The sequence below is a fragment of the Adonisia turfae CCMR0081 genome (assembly GCF_011009555.1).
Classification (GTDB): Bacteria; Cyanobacteriota; Cyanobacteriia; order Phormidesmidales; family Phormidesmidaceae; genus Leptothoe; species Leptothoe turfae.
Window position 1 is genome coordinate 755,172 of the sequence record NZ_QXHD01000004.1, and the last position, 14,990, is coordinate 770,161.

General features: G+C 49.3%; 11 protein-coding genes. 7 read left to right on the forward strand and 4 right to left on the reverse strand.

Translation table 11 applies throughout. The features are described from left to right. The first annotated feature begins 228 nt into the window (after window positions 1-228). Window positions 229-696: a translation initiation factor IF-3 gene (gene infC / locus DXZ20_RS07570; RefSeq protein ID WP_348917899.1), complete on the forward strand. Its 468-nt coding sequence runs from the start codon at window positions 229-231 to the stop codon at window positions 694-696. Between the two features lie 59 nt (window positions 697-755). Here infC and DXZ20_RS07575 read toward each other — a convergent pair whose 3' ends face one another. Together DXZ20_RS07575 and DXZ20_RS07580 are read right to left on the reverse strand one after the other, a co-directional pair. Beyond that, window positions 756-1,322, reverse strand: a complete 567-nt coding sequence (locus DXZ20_RS07575) for a hypothetical protein (RefSeq protein WP_163697436.1) — start codon at window positions 1,320-1,322, stop codon at window positions 756-758. Window positions 1,323-1,497: 175 nt separating this feature from the next. Beyond that, a complete protein-coding gene (locus DXZ20_RS07580) occupies window positions 1,498-2,361 on the reverse strand; it encodes a M48 family metalloprotease (RefSeq protein ID WP_163661001.1) in 864 nt (287 codons plus the stop codon). Window positions 2,362-2,572: 211 nt separating this feature from the next. Here DXZ20_RS07580 and DXZ20_RS07585 point away from each other — a divergent pair, with 211 nt between their 5' ends. Continuing rightward, complete coding sequence (locus tag DXZ20_RS07585) at window positions 2,573-4,747, forward strand: DUF3352 domain-containing protein (RefSeq protein WP_163697439.1); 2,175 nt, start codon at window positions 2,573-2,575, stop codon at window positions 4,745-4,747. A 117-nt stretch (window positions 4,748-4,864) separates the two neighbouring features. Here DXZ20_RS07585 and DXZ20_RS07590 read toward each other — a convergent pair whose 3' ends face one another. Continuing rightward, window positions 4,865-5,077: a hypothetical protein gene (locus DXZ20_RS07590; protein ID WP_006517372.1), complete on the reverse strand. Its 213-nt coding sequence runs from the start codon at window positions 5,075-5,077 to the stop codon at window positions 4,865-4,867. Between the two features lie 464 nt (window positions 5,078-5,541). Between DXZ20_RS07590 and gltB the strand changes: the two genes are divergently transcribed. The 5 genes from gltB to DXZ20_RS07615 all read left to right on the forward strand — a co-directional run bounded on the left by gltB (window position 5,542) and on the right by DXZ20_RS07615 (window position 13,567). Further along, window positions 5,542-10,128 (forward strand): glutamate synthase large subunit, encoded by a 4,587-nt coding sequence (gltB, locus tag DXZ20_RS07595; RefSeq protein WP_163697441.1) that lies wholly within the window; start codon window positions 5,542-5,544, stop codon window positions 10,126-10,128. 144 nt (window positions 10,129-10,272) lie between these two features. Continuing rightward, a complete protein-coding gene (locus tag DXZ20_RS07600) occupies window positions 10,273-11,757 on the forward strand; it encodes a glutamate synthase subunit beta (protein ID WP_163661006.1) in 1,485 nt (494 codons plus the stop codon). Window positions 11,758-11,825: 68 nt separating this feature from the next. Next, window positions 11,826-12,290, forward strand: coding sequence for a thioredoxin-dependent thiol peroxidase (gene bcp, locus DXZ20_RS07605; RefSeq protein WP_163661008.1), 465 nt, complete (start codon window positions 11,826-11,828; stop codon window positions 12,288-12,290). A 4-nt stretch (window positions 12,291-12,294) separates the two neighbouring features. Further along, window positions 12,295-12,750, forward strand: a complete 456-nt coding sequence (locus tag DXZ20_RS07610) for an NUDIX hydrolase (RefSeq protein WP_006517368.1) — start codon at window positions 12,295-12,297, stop codon at window positions 12,748-12,750. Further along, window positions 12,728-13,567: an alpha/beta fold hydrolase gene (locus DXZ20_RS07615; protein ID WP_163697443.1), complete on the forward strand. Its 840-nt coding sequence runs from the start codon at window positions 12,728-12,730 to the stop codon at window positions 13,565-13,567. The genes DXZ20_RS07610 and DXZ20_RS07615 overlap by 23 nt, the downstream gene beginning before the upstream one ends. Here DXZ20_RS07615 and DXZ20_RS07620 read toward each other — a convergent pair. Further along, complete coding sequence (locus tag DXZ20_RS07620; RefSeq protein WP_250565670.1) at window positions 13,554-14,897, reverse strand: ATP-dependent DNA helicase; 1,344 nt, start codon at window positions 14,895-14,897, stop codon at window positions 13,554-13,556. The two genes, DXZ20_RS07615 and DXZ20_RS07620, sit on opposite strands and share 14 nt — an antisense overlap. Between the last annotated feature and the right edge of the window lie 93 nt (window positions 14,898-14,990).

Genomic DNA, 14,990 nt, shown 5'->3' on the forward strand with positions numbered 1-14,990 from the left:
GAGTGATTATTCTTTACAGAATCACAATCTTTGCTGTAGATCCGTTGCATTATTGAGGCGGTAAGCTACGATTAGGAAATTCGTTAGATTGCTGGGGCATGAATAAGCTCATGGCTACTTTTATGAAGTGAGTCTAGTTGATTCGTATCGTTCCAGCAACGGCATTGTCCATTTAGTCCTGTCGCGTTCTAAGTAAAGAGGGAAAGACTTATCGTACAGAAACATCGAATCAACCGTCAGATCAAAGCTCCGCAAGTATTGCTGATTGACCACGAAAACAATAATCGTGGCTTGACCGATACTAGAGATGCGCTCAAGCTGGCTGAAGAAGTAGAGCTGGATCTAGTTCTAGTCTCTGAAAGTAAGCAGGCCCCTGTGGCTAAGATATTGGACTATGGTAAGTTTCAATATCAGCAGAAAAAGCGCCAAAAGCAGAGTGCACGCACCACCGTTAAAGAGGTAAAATTTCGCCCTAACGTTGGTGAATCTGACTATCAACTGCGTATCAACCAAGCGACTCAGTGGTTGGGCAAAGGAGATTCTGTTAAGTTCCGCGTCCGTTTGAGAGGACGGGAACATCAGCACCGCGACCGGGCACTGGAACTGCTGGAACGCATTGTTAAAGATCTTAAAGAAACTGGCAAGATCCAATCTTTTGATCGGCGTGCGCTTGTTTTACAGCTCATGCCAGCATAACCAGCTATTAGCTTTTTAACTGGTTTAAAGCTCTAAGTCATTGTTCCCACGGTAATGACTTAGAGCTTTTCGTGTTGACTAACCATGGTTTCAATGTCTTCAGCGGCCAGTTTTATGGCATCAGAGCTGAGGTTGGTGGTAACCGGATAATGATGCCTACCTAGCTGGGTGTATATCGTAATAGTGACTTGCTCTAATGTTTGGTCACTGGGAACTAAGTGGGGTAGCAGATGAGAAGATACTTGAGTTAACACATCCAGCAAACTTGATCGATAGGCCTGTAGCGTAAAAATTCCGGGTTCCCATTGAGCAATGTCATCAGGACCAAGATTCTCCGATTGGGTGGTGAAACGTTTGATCTGGTTAATGGCAGGATGGGCCATCAGGGTTAAAAAAAGCTGCGAAGTAATGTTATTTGTGGCCGTCGGTAGACAGCTGGCAAAGTCAAACGTTAACCATAAAAAACGTAAAGGTCTTGGTGACTCGCTCGTATTCTGTTGTGTGGTCACAGGGTGGTCCTTTTGCATGGGTGCTTTATGATACCAGGGTTGTGCGGGGAGTAGGGAGTGCAGAAGTGGGGGACGAGCTAAGACAATCTGAGAGACCTGTAAAAACAAAACTGACATTGCTGATCCTCAGGATGACTTTAGCTGGGAGACACCTTCAAATAGCAATGGATCTAGCCCGGTGCATCTCCTAAATCAGCAACCGAAAAAACCATCCCTGATCAAGAGGGATGGTCCGACAAGATTTTTGTATTATCTCCTTTGGTCATCTTGCAAGGAAATACGAGACTAATTTTTAAGCAGTAACTAGCTCTTTTTCAAGTTCCAATAATCGCTCTACTCGTTTATCGGTAGATGGATGGGTGGAAAACAATCCGCTAAACATTTGTTTGGGGACAGCGTGCATAATCATCAAAGGCTCATAGGCTGGGTTGCCGGTCATGGGCATTTGTCTAGCACTGGCTTCAAGACGCTTGAGGGCGTTGGCAAGGGCGCGGGGATTACCCGTAAGTTGTGCGGCACCGGCATCGGCTGAAAATTCGCGAGTGCGGCTAATGCCTAGCTGGATAACGGTTGCGGCCATGGGAGCCAGGAAAAGTGTGGCCATGAGGGCAATGGGATTAGGACCGTCGTCGTCATTAGATCCCCCCATGCCACCAAACCACATGGAGTATTGCAGCATCTGGGCTAGAAATGAGATCGCACCGGCAATGGTTGCAGCCACAGCCTGGGTGAGGGTGTCACGATTCATAATATGGCTCAGCTCGTGGGCAATCACCCCTTCTAGCTCATCAGCGGGGAGCATTTCCATAATGCCCTGGGTAACAGCTACAGCAGCATGCTCAGGATCGCGCCCCGTGGCAAAGGCGTTGGCTGACTGGGTGGGTAGCAGGTAAACCCCGGGCATCGGAATATCAGCCTTTTTCGCTAGCTTTTCTACCATGGCGTGCAGTTGAGGTGATTCTTCTCGACTGACGGGTTGAGCACCGTGGGCAGCTAGGGCAATCTTATCGGAGTAGAACCATGAGCCTAGGTTGGTCATGGCTGCAATCAGGATGCCAAAGATGACGCCACCTGTACCACCAATTGTGTAGTAGCTAATACTGATCAACAGAGCGCTAAGAACACTCAGCAATGCAAGAGTTTTAAACTGATTCATACTATCTCAACCCTTTGATTTCGCCATTACGCTTATAGTACTGAGAAAAGTAGAGGCTAGACAGGGATGGCAATCCGAACCTATGACCGAACAGTTGCTGATGAACCGTAATAAGAAGTATGGAAGTTGTAGATAAATCTACGGTTGTAGGTAAATCTACACATGGGTGGGGCATCTAAATTTAGTTGATTACTGTAGGGAGTTTTGATTTGTGATTAATCGATGGGGAACGGCAGCGATCGCATTAGCTTTTTTCGCCACACCTCTGGCTGCCCAAGAGCCATCGTTAGAAAAGTCAGAACAGATTGAAGAGTCTGCCCCTGCAGTGCCAGATCGGTCAGAAGGTGTGCCTGTAATCTTAGAATCCCCCCTTGAAGGGTCCGAAGCGATGCCCGTTGCGAAACCTGAGTCGGAGGAGACAATTGACGAGTTTGAGATTGAATCAGCCATTGATGTCACTGAATTAAGGGCGTCCCTAGAAGAGCTGCTGCCAACCTCTGCCTCAGCGCCACCCATCATCGCAAATATTCTGCCTGTAGACACGCCGGCAGCCATTATTGTCAATACTCGCGACGATGCTTGGTCTGCCCTCAAGCAATATACGCTGTTTGCACAGCTGAGTGAGGCCTTTGGTGTGGAGCCGAGCCCCCAGGCTCTGCCATTGTTACCGTTGGGGATGAACTATGCCGAAGATGTGCAACCCTGGGTTGGAGATAGCGTTGCGATCGCACTGCTACCCATACCTAGTGTTCGCACCATCAACCCGGTAGAACGGATGGTCACCATTTTGCCCATCGAAGATGCCGCCGCTTTTATCGACTTCATTCCCACCCTGGCCGAAGCCCGCACCGCTTTACCCGAAAAGCATTCCTACAGAACGTTTCCGATTTGGCTCTGGCCCGATGAGTTTGTTCCCTACGACTACTCCTGGGATGACTTTCCTGAAGAGATTGAACCAGAGGAGTTTCCAGCACCAGTCGAATTCAACTCTGCTGATCTGGCCTCCCCTAATGCAGCCCTCCGCAGCTATCGCCAACCCGAACCTCCCTACATTTATATTCCTGACGGGACCTATTCAGAGGACGGCTACACCATTCCTGGCTATGCCGTTGCCCACCTGGGGAATTACATTGTTGCCGCCGAGACTATTGACAGCCTGCGTCAGTGGATTGAATATCAAACCCAAGATGGTCCTAAGCTCACTAGCAATCCAAGTTTTGCGAAGACCCAAAGCCACCCTCAAGCACAGAACAGTTTAGCCATCATATATGGCAATGTCGGTCAGTTGCTGAGCTTTGAGTTTAGTAATCCGTTTCAAGACTTTGGTCTACCACCAATTCCCCAACCCAGCCTGAGTGAGCGGGCGGCCATGTCTAACCTGTTTAGCAATGTCACCTTTGATGCCTTGATTTATCCTGAGGACAAAGGCATACACCTAGAAGCTCATCTTTATACCGAAGGTGTACTACCAGATTTACCCCCCTCTCCCAATGCCGATCACTCTATCTTGGGACTGATCCCTGCAGCCACCTATTTCATGGGCAGTGGCTACGATATCAGCGGCTTTTGGAATGATGTGTCGTCAGCTTTTTCTCTAAATGAGATGACAAGCGGCCTGATTGAAACAGCCCGCTCCATTGTTGCCCTGGCAACAGGGCTAGACCTCGATACCGACATTTTGGGATGGATGGATGGAGAATACAGTATTTTTCTGTTCCCCAGCCAATCGGGGTTGTTAAATTCATTTTTTCCAGGTTTGGGCCTAGAAGCGGGCGTCTTGTTAGAAACCAGTAACCGTCCGGCGGCTGAAATAGCCTTAGCCGCCTTAGATGATGTGGCTGGCGAAGATGTCGCACTATCTACAGAAATTGCAGATCACGCGACAACCAATTGGCTATACGACATTAATGGCGATAGTCAGCGGGAAAGCGTGCTAACGCATACATGGATTAATGACGATACCCTGGCCTTTACCAGTGGTAACGGTGCCATGGAACGATTGGTCATGCCAGCAGGGTTTCATGCCCTCAGTCGCCACAGCACCTTTCAAAACGCTACTTCCACGTTTCCCACACCCAACAATGGATACCTGTATGTCAATGCCAGTTCTACACTCGCATTTTTCTACAACCTATTTGGCTTTAACCAGGCAACTGACCCTTGGGCTGCCGATATCCGCGGCTACTTTGGTACAGTTCGGAGCCTTAGCTTGAGCACCTCTAGCAGCACACAACAGTTTCAGATTGATGCTTTGCTAGGGTTGGCTGCCAGTGACCCACCGGCAGCCGGAGCAGAGGAAGAGAGTGCTGAAGACATCGAGACGACAGAAGAGACTGCTGACGAGGCCGAGACGACAGAAGAGACTGGAGCAAATGGGGAGGAATAAGTTAAAAGAGTTTACAGACCTGATTTTACCTTTTCATAACAAAACTGCTGCTGGCGTATCGTAACGTTACACCAGCAGCTCAACTAAACTCACAGACCTAAACCTTAACACTCTTCCCTAATAGCTCTCATCACCGTCAACATCTTTTAGCGCTAACAGATGATTAGCTTGTTGTAATCGCTCTGCAATATTTTGACGCAGAGTTTCATCAACCTTAGGATCAGCTAAGACTGCCTGTGCTAGCTGTCGATATCGAGCACTGGTGACTACATCAACCCGTTCTAAATCATTCAAGTTCTCATAGATGGTTTTTGGAGAAGGCTTTTCCATGAGACTCCTTATATAGTTACTATTGCTAATCTGGTTACTATTGCTGATCTTATAGTCAACAACACCATTGTGTTGCAAGGGGGTAAAGTCCAATAGGAGAACGTCGCTAGAGCAAAGAAAACAACACAAATTGCATTATTTCGTATCAAAACTTAAACCTTTAAATGAGTGGTATGCGCTATGCCTCCTGAAAACCTTACAGAGGTCTCAAAAGCTGATTGACTCGACGTTTTGTCAAACTGTTACAGTTGACGTACCATGTCACGTGTAACAATTTGACAGTTTTATTAAGGAACTGGGTCAAATTGCTTTTCTCGTTAGAGAATTAAAGCTCCTCTTGAATTGCCTTGGGCAATGGTGATGCAGCTGCTTGTGTCACGATTGACGAGCCCTGCAAGCTAAGTTTCTCTAGCTGCCCTTGGGAATTCTTGTCAATACTTGCGCGTTTGTCAAAATACACTTCTATGACTAGTCATCAATTGCCTCCCAAGCAGGGTCTGTACGATCCTCAATTTGAGCACGATGCGTGCGGAGTCGGCTTTGTTGTGCAAATAAAAGGACTAGCCTCCCACGAGATTGTGCAGCAGGGGTTACAAATTCTCTGCAATTTGGAACATCGTGGAGCGTGTGGTAGCGAAGTAAATACAGGGGATGGAGCCGGTATTCTAGTGCAGCTGCCCCACCGCTTTTTACAGAAGGTGGCTACAGCGGAAGGCTTTACGTTACCTGAGGCTGGGCAATACGGTGCAGGGATAATTTTTACGTCGCCAGACCCACAGGTGAGAGCTGAGAGTCGGCAACGATTTGAGTCGGTGGCGGCTCAAATGGGCCAAAAGGTTTTAGGCTGGCGCGATATTCCGACAGACAATAGCACCCTGGGTGCAACAGCGCAGGCTAGTGAGCCTTTCATGCAGCAGGTGTTTATTCAACGTTCAGCAGACCTGGAAGACGATCTGGCGTTCGAAAGAAAACTCTATGTCATTCGCAAGATTGCTTACAATGCCATTGGCAAGTCAGGGCATGATACCTACTGGTATCCGACTAGTTTGTCATGCCGCACGATGGTTTATAAGGGAATGTTGACACCACCCCAGGTGAGAGACTTTTTCCCAGATCTAAGCGATCCCGATTTTGAAAGCGCTCTGGCTCTTGTGCATTCTCGCTTTAGTACCAACACCTTCCCCAGTTGGGAGCGGTCTCACCCTTATCGATACATTGCTCACAACGGTGAGATCAATACCCTGCGCGGCAACATTAACTGGATGGTGGCCCGGCAGTCCATGTTTGAATCAGAATGTTTTGGTGATGACATGGCCAAAGTCAAGCCGGTCATTAATATCAACGGTAGTGACTCAACCATTTTTGATAATGCTTTAGAGCTGCTGGTTTTGTCAGGAAGATCATTGCCCCATGCAGTGATGATGATGATCCCTGAACCGTGGACCGGGCATGAATCCATGGACGATGCTAGCAAAGCATTTTATGAATACCATGCCTGTTTGATGGAGCCTTGGGATGGTCCGGCATCGGTGGCATTTACCGATGGCTCGATGATTGGCGCGGTGCTTGATCGTAACGGTCTGCGACCTTCTCGTTATTACGTCACCAAAGATGACCGAGTCATTATGGCCTCAGAAGCAGGGGTGCTACCTGTGGAGCCGGAGCAGGTACTTGAGAAAGGACGGCTACAGCCGGGTCGCATGTTCTTGGTCGACATGGCGGCTGGTCGGATTATCGGCGACGAGGAACTTAAGGCAGAGATTGTTAACGCCCAGCCTTACCGCCAGTGGTTGAATCAACATCAGGTCAGCCTGGAAAAGCTGCCTGCTCAGACGCCACGGGCTGAAATCGCTGGAGGCACGCTGCGACAGCGGCAGATGGCATTTGGTTATACGTTTGAAGAGCTGCGCATGCTCCTGACACCGATGGCTCAGAATGGTGTCGAGGCGATTGGTTCCATGGGAACTGATACGCCCCTAGCAGTGCTCTCAGATCGGCCTAAGCTACTGTATGACTATTTTCAACAGCTGTTTGCCCAGGTCACCAATCCTCCCATCGACTCTATTCGAGAAGCAATCATCACGTCGGCGGTGACCACACTAGGTTCGGAGCGTAATTTGCTAGATCCGCAACCTGAGAGCTGCCGATTAATTCAGCTGAAGACTCCGGTAATTAGCAATGGTGATTTGGCTAAGCTGCAAAATATTGATGAATCTGGGTTTGCTGCCCTAACCCTACCGATTTTGTTTGATCCTCAGACAGGGGTGAAAGGGTTAGAGGCAGCGATGGAAGAGATTTGTGCTCGGGTAGATGATGCGATCGCAACCGGCACTAACCTGATTATCCTGTCTGATCGTGGCATGGACGCTAGACATGCGCCGATCCCAGCACTGCTTGCCGTTTCCGGTCTGCACCATCATCTGATCCGAACAGGGACACGCACTCGCGTTGGCATTATTCTCGAATCCGGTGAACCTCGGGAAGTGCACCATTTTGCCGTTCTCCTGGGTTATGGCTGTAGTGCCATCAACCCTTACCTTGCCTTTGAAACCATTGAAGGCATGATTGCTGATGACATGCTCATGAGCATTACCCCCAAGGATGCCTACAAAAACTACATCAAAGCAGTTACCAAAGGCACTATCAAAATTGCCTCAAAGATTGGTATTTCCACATTGCAGAGCTATCGAGGGGCTCAAATTTTTGAAGCCATTGGTCTCAACCACAGCGTCATTAATAAATACTTTACCTGGACCGCCTCCCGCATTGAGGGTATTGGACTGGATGTAATTGCCCAAGAAGCAATTATGCGTCACGGCCATGGCTTTGCCGAGCGCGGTGATATTCCGATTCTAGATGTGGGTGGTGACTATCAATGGCGTAAAGAGGGTGAAGCGCATCTGTTTAATCCAGATACCATCCACACGCTGCAGCAAGCGGTGCGCTCAGGTGATTACGAAACCTATAAGCACTATGCGAACTTGGTCAATGACCAGAGCAAACAGCACTTTACCCTGCGGGGGCTATTGGACTTCAAGCCACGTCAGCCCATTCCCATTGAAGAAGTAGAACCCATTGAAGCCATTACCCGCCGGTTCAAAACTGGGGCGATGAGCTACGGCTCCATTTCTAAGGAAGCCCATGAATCCCTGGCCATAGCCATGAACCGCGTGGGAGGTAAATCCAATACCGGTGAAGGAGGCGAAGATCCCGAACGGTTTACCTGGACTAATGAGCAAGGCGACTCTAAAAACAGTGCCATTAAACAGGTGGCATCGGGACGCTTTGGTGTAACCAGTCTCTATCTCTCCCAAGCAAAAGAGATCCAGATCAAAATGGCCCAGGGTGCAAAACCTGGAGAAGGGGGTCAGCTACCTGGACGCAAAGTATATCCCTGGATTGCCAAGGTCCGTCACTCCACGCCCGGTGTGGGTCTGATTTCTCCGCCCCCCCACCACGATATTTACTCCATTGAGGATTTGGCTGAGCTGATCCACGACTTGAAGAATGCTAATCGTGCAGCCCGCATTAACGTCAAACTCGTTTCTGAAGTGGGTGTGGGCACCATTGCGGCAGGTGTGGCTAAAGCCCATGCCGATGTCGTCCTGATCTCCGGCTTTGATGGTGGTACGGGGGCCTCTCCTCAAACCTCCATTAAACATGCAGGCTTACCCTGGGAGTTAGGACTCGCAGAGACCCATCAGACATTGGTGCTAAACAATCTGCGTAGCCGCATTGTTGTTGAAACCGATGGGCAGATGAAAACTGGCCGCGATGTGGTGATGGCCGCATTGTTGGGTGCAGAAGAGTTTGGTTTCTCCACAGCACCGTTGGTCTCATTGGGCTGCATCATGATGCGGGTGTGCCAGAAAAACACGTGCCCAGCCGGGATCGCGACCCAAGACCCCCGCTTACGTAAAAGCTTTGTGGGTGATCCTGACCATGTGGTGAACTTTATGCAGTTTATCGCCCAGGATGTGCGAGAGATTATGGCTGAGCTGGGTGTACGCACCTTTGATGAGCTGGTGGGTCATACCGACTGGTTAGCTGTGCAGGCTGCTGTTAACCATTGGAAGGCGAAGGGCGTAGATCTCTCCAAGATTTTGGAACAACCTCAAGTTGATGACAGTGTAGGGCGTTATTGCCAGATTCCCCAAGACCATGGCCTGGATAAGTCATTGGATATCACCACTCTGTTGGATTTATGTAAGCCTGCCATTGAGACTGGTGAAAAAGTCAGTGCTACATTGCCCATTTGCAATATCAACCGTGTGGTCGGGACCATTCTCGGCAATGAGATTACTAAGAAACATTGGGAAGGTTTGTCAGAAGATACCGTGCATCTGACCTTCCAGGGTAGTGCTGGCCAGAGTTTTGGAGCTTTTGTTCCTGCTGGTGTCACCCTGAAGCTGGAAGGAGACGGTAACGATTACTTAGGCAAAGGTCTGAGTGGTGGCAAGATTGTTGTCTATCCACCAAAAGCGTCTACATTTGTGCCTGAGGAGAACATTATTATTGGTAACGTAGCCTTTTACGGCGCTACCGGTGGTGAGGCTTACATTTATGGCATGGCTGGGGAGCGCTTCTGTGTGCGCAACTCAGGTGTACATGCAGTGGTAGAAGCGGTTGGTGACCATGGCTGCGAATATATGACGGGGGGTAAGGTGGTCGTGTTAGGCACCACTGGACGCAACTTTGCAGCGGGTATGAGTGGTGGCATAGCCTATGTGCTGGATGAAGCCGGAGACTTTGCCACCCGGTGTAACACTGAGATGGTGGACTTAGAACGTCTGAAGGAGGCAGAAGAGATTGCTGATCTCCGCGAGATGATTGAAAAACACCACCGCTATACCGGCAGTCATAAAGCAAAAACAGTCATCGACCATTGGGAAAGTGTCTTGCCGAAGTTTGTCAGAGTGATCCCTCGTGACTATAAGCGCGTGATTCAGTCTCTGCAGCAGGCGTTGCAAGATGGTCTGAGCGGTGATGATGCGCTCTCGGCTGCATTTGAAGCGAACATCAAAGATGTTGCACGAGTTGCTGGTAACTAGCCAGTACTTCGTAATGTTGGCTTAAATTTGACTCATTATTTCCATCATCGATATCAGTTTTGGCCAGTTTTATTGTCCCGGTGGCAGTGCTCGCCTTGCAAAAATCACAATACGTCATTCCTTTTTCAATCTACGACTTCTCCCATGGGTAAACCAACAGGCTTTCTCGAATACACTCGCGAAATTGCGCCAGATGTCTCACCACTGATGCGAATTTCTCATTGGCAAGAGTTTCATACGCCATTGCCGGATGACCAGCTACGCAATCAAACAGCGCGCTGTATGGACTGTGGCACACCCTTTTGCCATACGGGGAATACCATTAACCGCATGGCCAGTGGGTGCCCCATCTATAACCTGATTCCTGAGTGGAATGATCTGGTGTATCGAGGTCTGTGGAAAGAGGCTCTGGATCGATTACATAAGACCAATAACTTTCCAGAGTTTACGGGGCGGGTATGCCCCGCGCCCTGTGAAGGTGCCTGTGTATTGGGGATTCATAATCCGCCAGTGACGATTAAAAATATTGAGCACGCCATTATTGATAAAGGCTGGGAAGAAGGTTGGGTTGTGGCTGAGCCGCCAGTTCAACGCACTGGGAAGACAGTTGCCGTGGTGGGTTCTGGCCCCGCTGGTTTATCGGCAGCAGCCCAGCTCAATAAGGCTGGCCATCTGGTCACGGTATATGAGCGAGCTGATCGACCGGGGGGATTGCTGATGTATGGCATTCCCAATATGAAGCTTGAGAAAGAAACGGTGGTGATGCGTCGTCTCAAGCTGATGGAGCAGGAAGGCATTCGATTTATTTGTAATGCCGAAATTGGTAAGGATTTGCCAGCTGAGCAACTGGTTAAAGACTATGATGCGGTGATCCTATGTACTGGTTCAACTCGACCTCGAGATTTACCCATTGAGGGACGTGATGCCAAGGGAATTCATTTTGCTATGGAGTTTTTGACAAAAAACACCCAAGCAGTGATGGATCCTACGCTGAATGACCAGGCAATTTCTGCTACGGGCAAGGACGTGGTGATTATCGGTGGTGGTGATACCGGCACCGACTGTGTAGGCACCTCTATTCGTCATGGCTGCGCCAGTGTTACTCAGCTAGAGATCATGCCTAAGCCACCAGCGGAGCGGGCTCCTAATAATCCTTGGCCCGAATGGCCCAAGGTTTACCGTATGGACTATGGCCAGGAAGAGGCTGCTGCTAAGTTTGGGGGCGATCCGCGAGCTTACCTATCCACGGCGACTAAGTTTGAGGCGGGGGACGATGGCCAGGTCAAGGCGATCCATGTGGTGGATGTGGCCTGGGAGAAAGATGATAGTGGCCGCTTCCAAATGCAAAAAGTGGCAGGCTCAGAGCGAGTCATTCCGACGCAGCTGGTCCTGCTGGCCATGGGATTCCTTGGACCAGAACAGCCCATTATCGATGCCCTGGGTCTGGAGCAAGATGGCCGTAGTAATATTCAGGCTGAATATAACAAGTACACCACTAGCCTACCTGGGGTATTTGCTGCGGGCGACTGCCGCCGAGGTCAAAGCCTTGTAGTATGGGCATTTAATGAAGGTCGTGGAGTGGCGCGGGAATGCGATCGCTACCTGATGGGCCATACCGATCTGCCGTAAAGACGATCGTCTGACGAGAAAGTATACAATCTTAAGGGCAAACTTGATGAGTAAGCTCTTAAAATTCAATGACATTACAAGTGGGTGATCCGGCTCCTGACTTTAGCTTGGCTGATGCAGACGGTAATACCGTCAGTTTGGCTGATCTAAAGGGTCAACGTGTGGTGCTATATTTTTATCCTCGTGATAATACCCCTGGGTGCACAAAAGAAGCCTGTGCGTTTCGAGACAACTACGAAGCCTACCAGGCCAAAGATGTGGTTGTTTTAGGTGTCAGTGCAGATGATGCTAAGTCCCATCAAAAGTTCATTACCAAACACGACCTGCCCTTCCCACTGTTAGTGGATGAAGAGGCCAAAGTAGCCACTGCCTATGGCAGCTATGGCCTCAAGAAATTCATGGGCAAAGAGTATATGGGTATTAGTAGGAGTACCTTTGTAATTGGCCCTGATGGGAATTTAGAAAAAATCTACCGCAAAGTAAAAGCTGAGAAACATCCCGTTGAACTACTGACTGCCCTCGACGAACTTTGAATCCATGCCGCAGTTTTGGCGACCAGTCCGTACCCTTTTGGGCTTACTTTTGCGACGACCTTTAGTCGGTACGTGTGTAATACCGATTTTGCCCGATGGTCGCATTGTCTTAATTCAACGCCGTGATAGTGGGCGTTGGGGTTTACCGGGGGGACTGGTCGATTGGGGTGAAGATATCGCCACATCTGCCCAGCGCGAGCTACTGGAAGAAACAGGTCTAGCTATCCTGAAAATTGGTCGTCTGGTCGGCGTATATTCCCATCCAGAGCGTGATCCGCGGTTTGATTCTATTTGCGTCGCCCTCGAAGCCTATGTGGATGGTGAATTTTATATTCGTGATAAAGCTGAGGTAATGAGAATCGCAGCATTTACAGTGGATGACATTCCCCGTGGTAACCTAGCCCACGATCACGATCAACAGCTACAGGACTACTTTAATGGAGCCATTGTTTTGGCCTAGTGCTGGCCAAATGCCCGTACGCAACCTGCGCCGTAAGCTTCAGTACGGTCAGCTGTTTTGGCGGGAAGTGGGGCGAGGTCAGACAGTCATTTTTCTGCATGGCTCCTGGCATGACGGTGATCAATGGAGCGAGACCCTAGCTCTAATGGGTCGGCAGTATCACTGTCTGGCACCTGATTTAATTGGCTTTGGTGAGTCAGAACGCCTACAAGATAAGACAGCCTACTCGATTGCGATGCAGGTAAAGACACTGGCAGAGCTACTAGACTCCCTGCGCATCGGTTCCGTTGTGCTAGTTGGCCATTCCCTAGGGGCTTGGGTAGCAGCTCGTTATGCCCTGCGTTATCCAGAGCAGGTTAAAGGACTATGTGTCCTGGAACCCGAAGGTTTTGCCTATACTCCTAAGCGTTGGCGGCGAGAACGTTGGTTGATTAGTCCTTTGAGTGGATTATGGTTAGCGATTACTAAGCCATTTGCTCGCAAATCCACCCCCGGTCAGACACCTACCTGGTTGCAAAATTATCATTGGCGACAGCTATTACGGCGTCATCCTGCAGCCTGCCGGTTACTCTTCCAGCGTCGCCGTAATGTGTTAGAACCTGAAATTGTTGGCGGCCTGGCCAATCTTTCAATGCCCATGGTGGCCCTGCAAGGAGAACATGTAGGAGAAACCAGCCGACAGCTGACCCAAACGTTTGAGACGGCTGCTCCCAGGGCAACAGTAAAGGTGTTGCCAGGAAAGGATGAGCTGCCTACCTATGGGGCAAAAGCAATTGCAGAGTTTTTAGGACATTGGTTACCAGTTATTGATAAATAAAGACTCGTTTTGCTGCCCGTGTAAATGCCACATAACACAGCTGATTTCTCTCAATCAGCTTCGAATTTCTCATTAAATCTGGCAAATCTATAAATACGTCTTGGAACGTGGAGCCCTGACTTTTATGCACTGTCAGGCTATAGGCATAGTTCACATCGTGAAACTGTTGCCTGAATTCCCAGAAAATCTCCCATTGTTTAGTGGTGGCATAGTCCCGTGAGCGACGTTCATAGTCAGGCAGGCTGATTTCCTGGAGTACATTCAGGTCTTGAAACTTGCCCTCTTCTGTATAAACAACCAGCTGCCATGTCGGTAACCCCTCTATTTTTCCGGGTTTTACCTCTAACACTTCACACTCTTCTGAAGTTTGGAGAATAATGCCGCCCTCCTCAAGGCATGGGTTGTTGGCAATGAGTCTCTCCCCAGGTACAAACTGTTGTAAATCGTCACCGTAGATCGCATGACGAATCATACGGTTTAAAGTTTTAACCCGCTGGTTAGTATAGGCAAGCACTCTCACATAGTTGGGGTCGGCTTTGTATTTATCGCAGGTGAAGGCACGGATGAGCACATCACGCCAGGGATATTTGGGCAGCACAAAGAAGCCTTCGGTGCGATCGCAATTCACATCGCTTTCATATCGAGGTAACTGCTCCCGCTCCATGTTGCGACGAATGTCATCGGCAATCACCCCAATCGCCCCGCCATAGCGAATCACCTGGGATAGAGACGACTGATGCATAATCTGGCTAAAGCAGCATGACTCCGTTTCATTGACAGGCGGTAGCTGAGCCGGATCCCCTACAAATAGCATCTGGGTGGGAATATCCAATCGAGAAATGGCCTCCACCAGTAGCTTCCACATCTCCTGGTTGATCATGGAGCATTCATCCACGATCACCAGTCGATAGTCCGGCACCTGATTATGCTGGTCGCTAACTGACTTAAAAATTTGCTCACCGCTGCCCGTGTCAATGACCGGTTTTAGCCCCAGCAATCGGCAACAAGTGACTGACTCCACATCTTTGATATCCCACTGGGTGGCCATGGTTTTGAGCACCTTGGTGGCTTTATTACTAAAGGCCGTCAGCACAATCGGCCAGTCACAGCCTTGATCACGCAAATAGGTAACCAGAGCTTGTAGCAGAGTAGTTTTGCCCGTACCCGCATAGCCTGTCAGTAAATAGAGCTTGGATGGACTCTGCAAAAATTCCTCAATGGCTTGCAGTGCTTCCCACTGCTCCTCGCTTAACTCAATCCCTGGCAGTATTTCTGGAATCGTGGCAGCGCTATCCATTTGAGCGAAGCATCCGGGTACGAAATCCATCATAACCTGAGGGACAAAGAAGTACAAAAGAACTATTTACCATCAATACTGATTCTCTATATTTCTCAGCACCATTGCTGCTTTAGGGGAAGATTT

Bases quoted from the DNA above. Each gene is read 5' to 3' on its own strand.
- DXZ20_RS07590 (WP_006517372.1), bottom strand. From the start codon at position 5,077: ATGGAAAAGCCTTCTCCAAAAACCATCTATGAGAACTTGAATGATTTA.
- bcp (WP_163661008.1), top strand. From the start codon at position 11,826: ATGACATTACAAGTGGGTGATCCGGCTCCTGACTTTAGCTTGGCTGAT.
- DXZ20_RS07615 (WP_163697443.1), top strand. From the start codon at position 12,728: ATGGAGCCATTGTTTTGGCCTAGTGCTGGCCAAATGCCCGTACGCAAC.
- DXZ20_RS07600 (WP_163661006.1), top strand. From the start codon at position 10,273: ATGGGTAAACCAACAGGCTTTCTCGAATACACTCGCGAAATTGCGCCA.
- DXZ20_RS07620 (WP_250565670.1), bottom strand. From the start codon at position 14,897: ATGATGGATTTCGTACCCGGATGCTTCGCTCAAATGGATAGCGCTGCC.
- DXZ20_RS07580 (WP_163661001.1), bottom strand. From the start codon at position 2,361: ATGAATCAGTTTAAAACTCTTGCATTGCTGAGTGTTCTTAGCGCTCTG.
- gltB (WP_163697441.1), top strand. From the start codon at position 5,542: ATGACTAGTCATCAATTGCCTCCCAAGCAGGGTCTGTACGATCCTCAA.
- DXZ20_RS07575 (WP_163697436.1), bottom strand. From the start codon at position 1,322: ATGTCAGTTTTGTTTTTACAGGTCTCTCAGATTGTCTTAGCTCGTCCC.
- DXZ20_RS07610 (WP_006517368.1), top strand. From the start codon at position 12,295: ATGCCGCAGTTTTGGCGACCAGTCCGTACCCTTTTGGGCTTACTTTTG.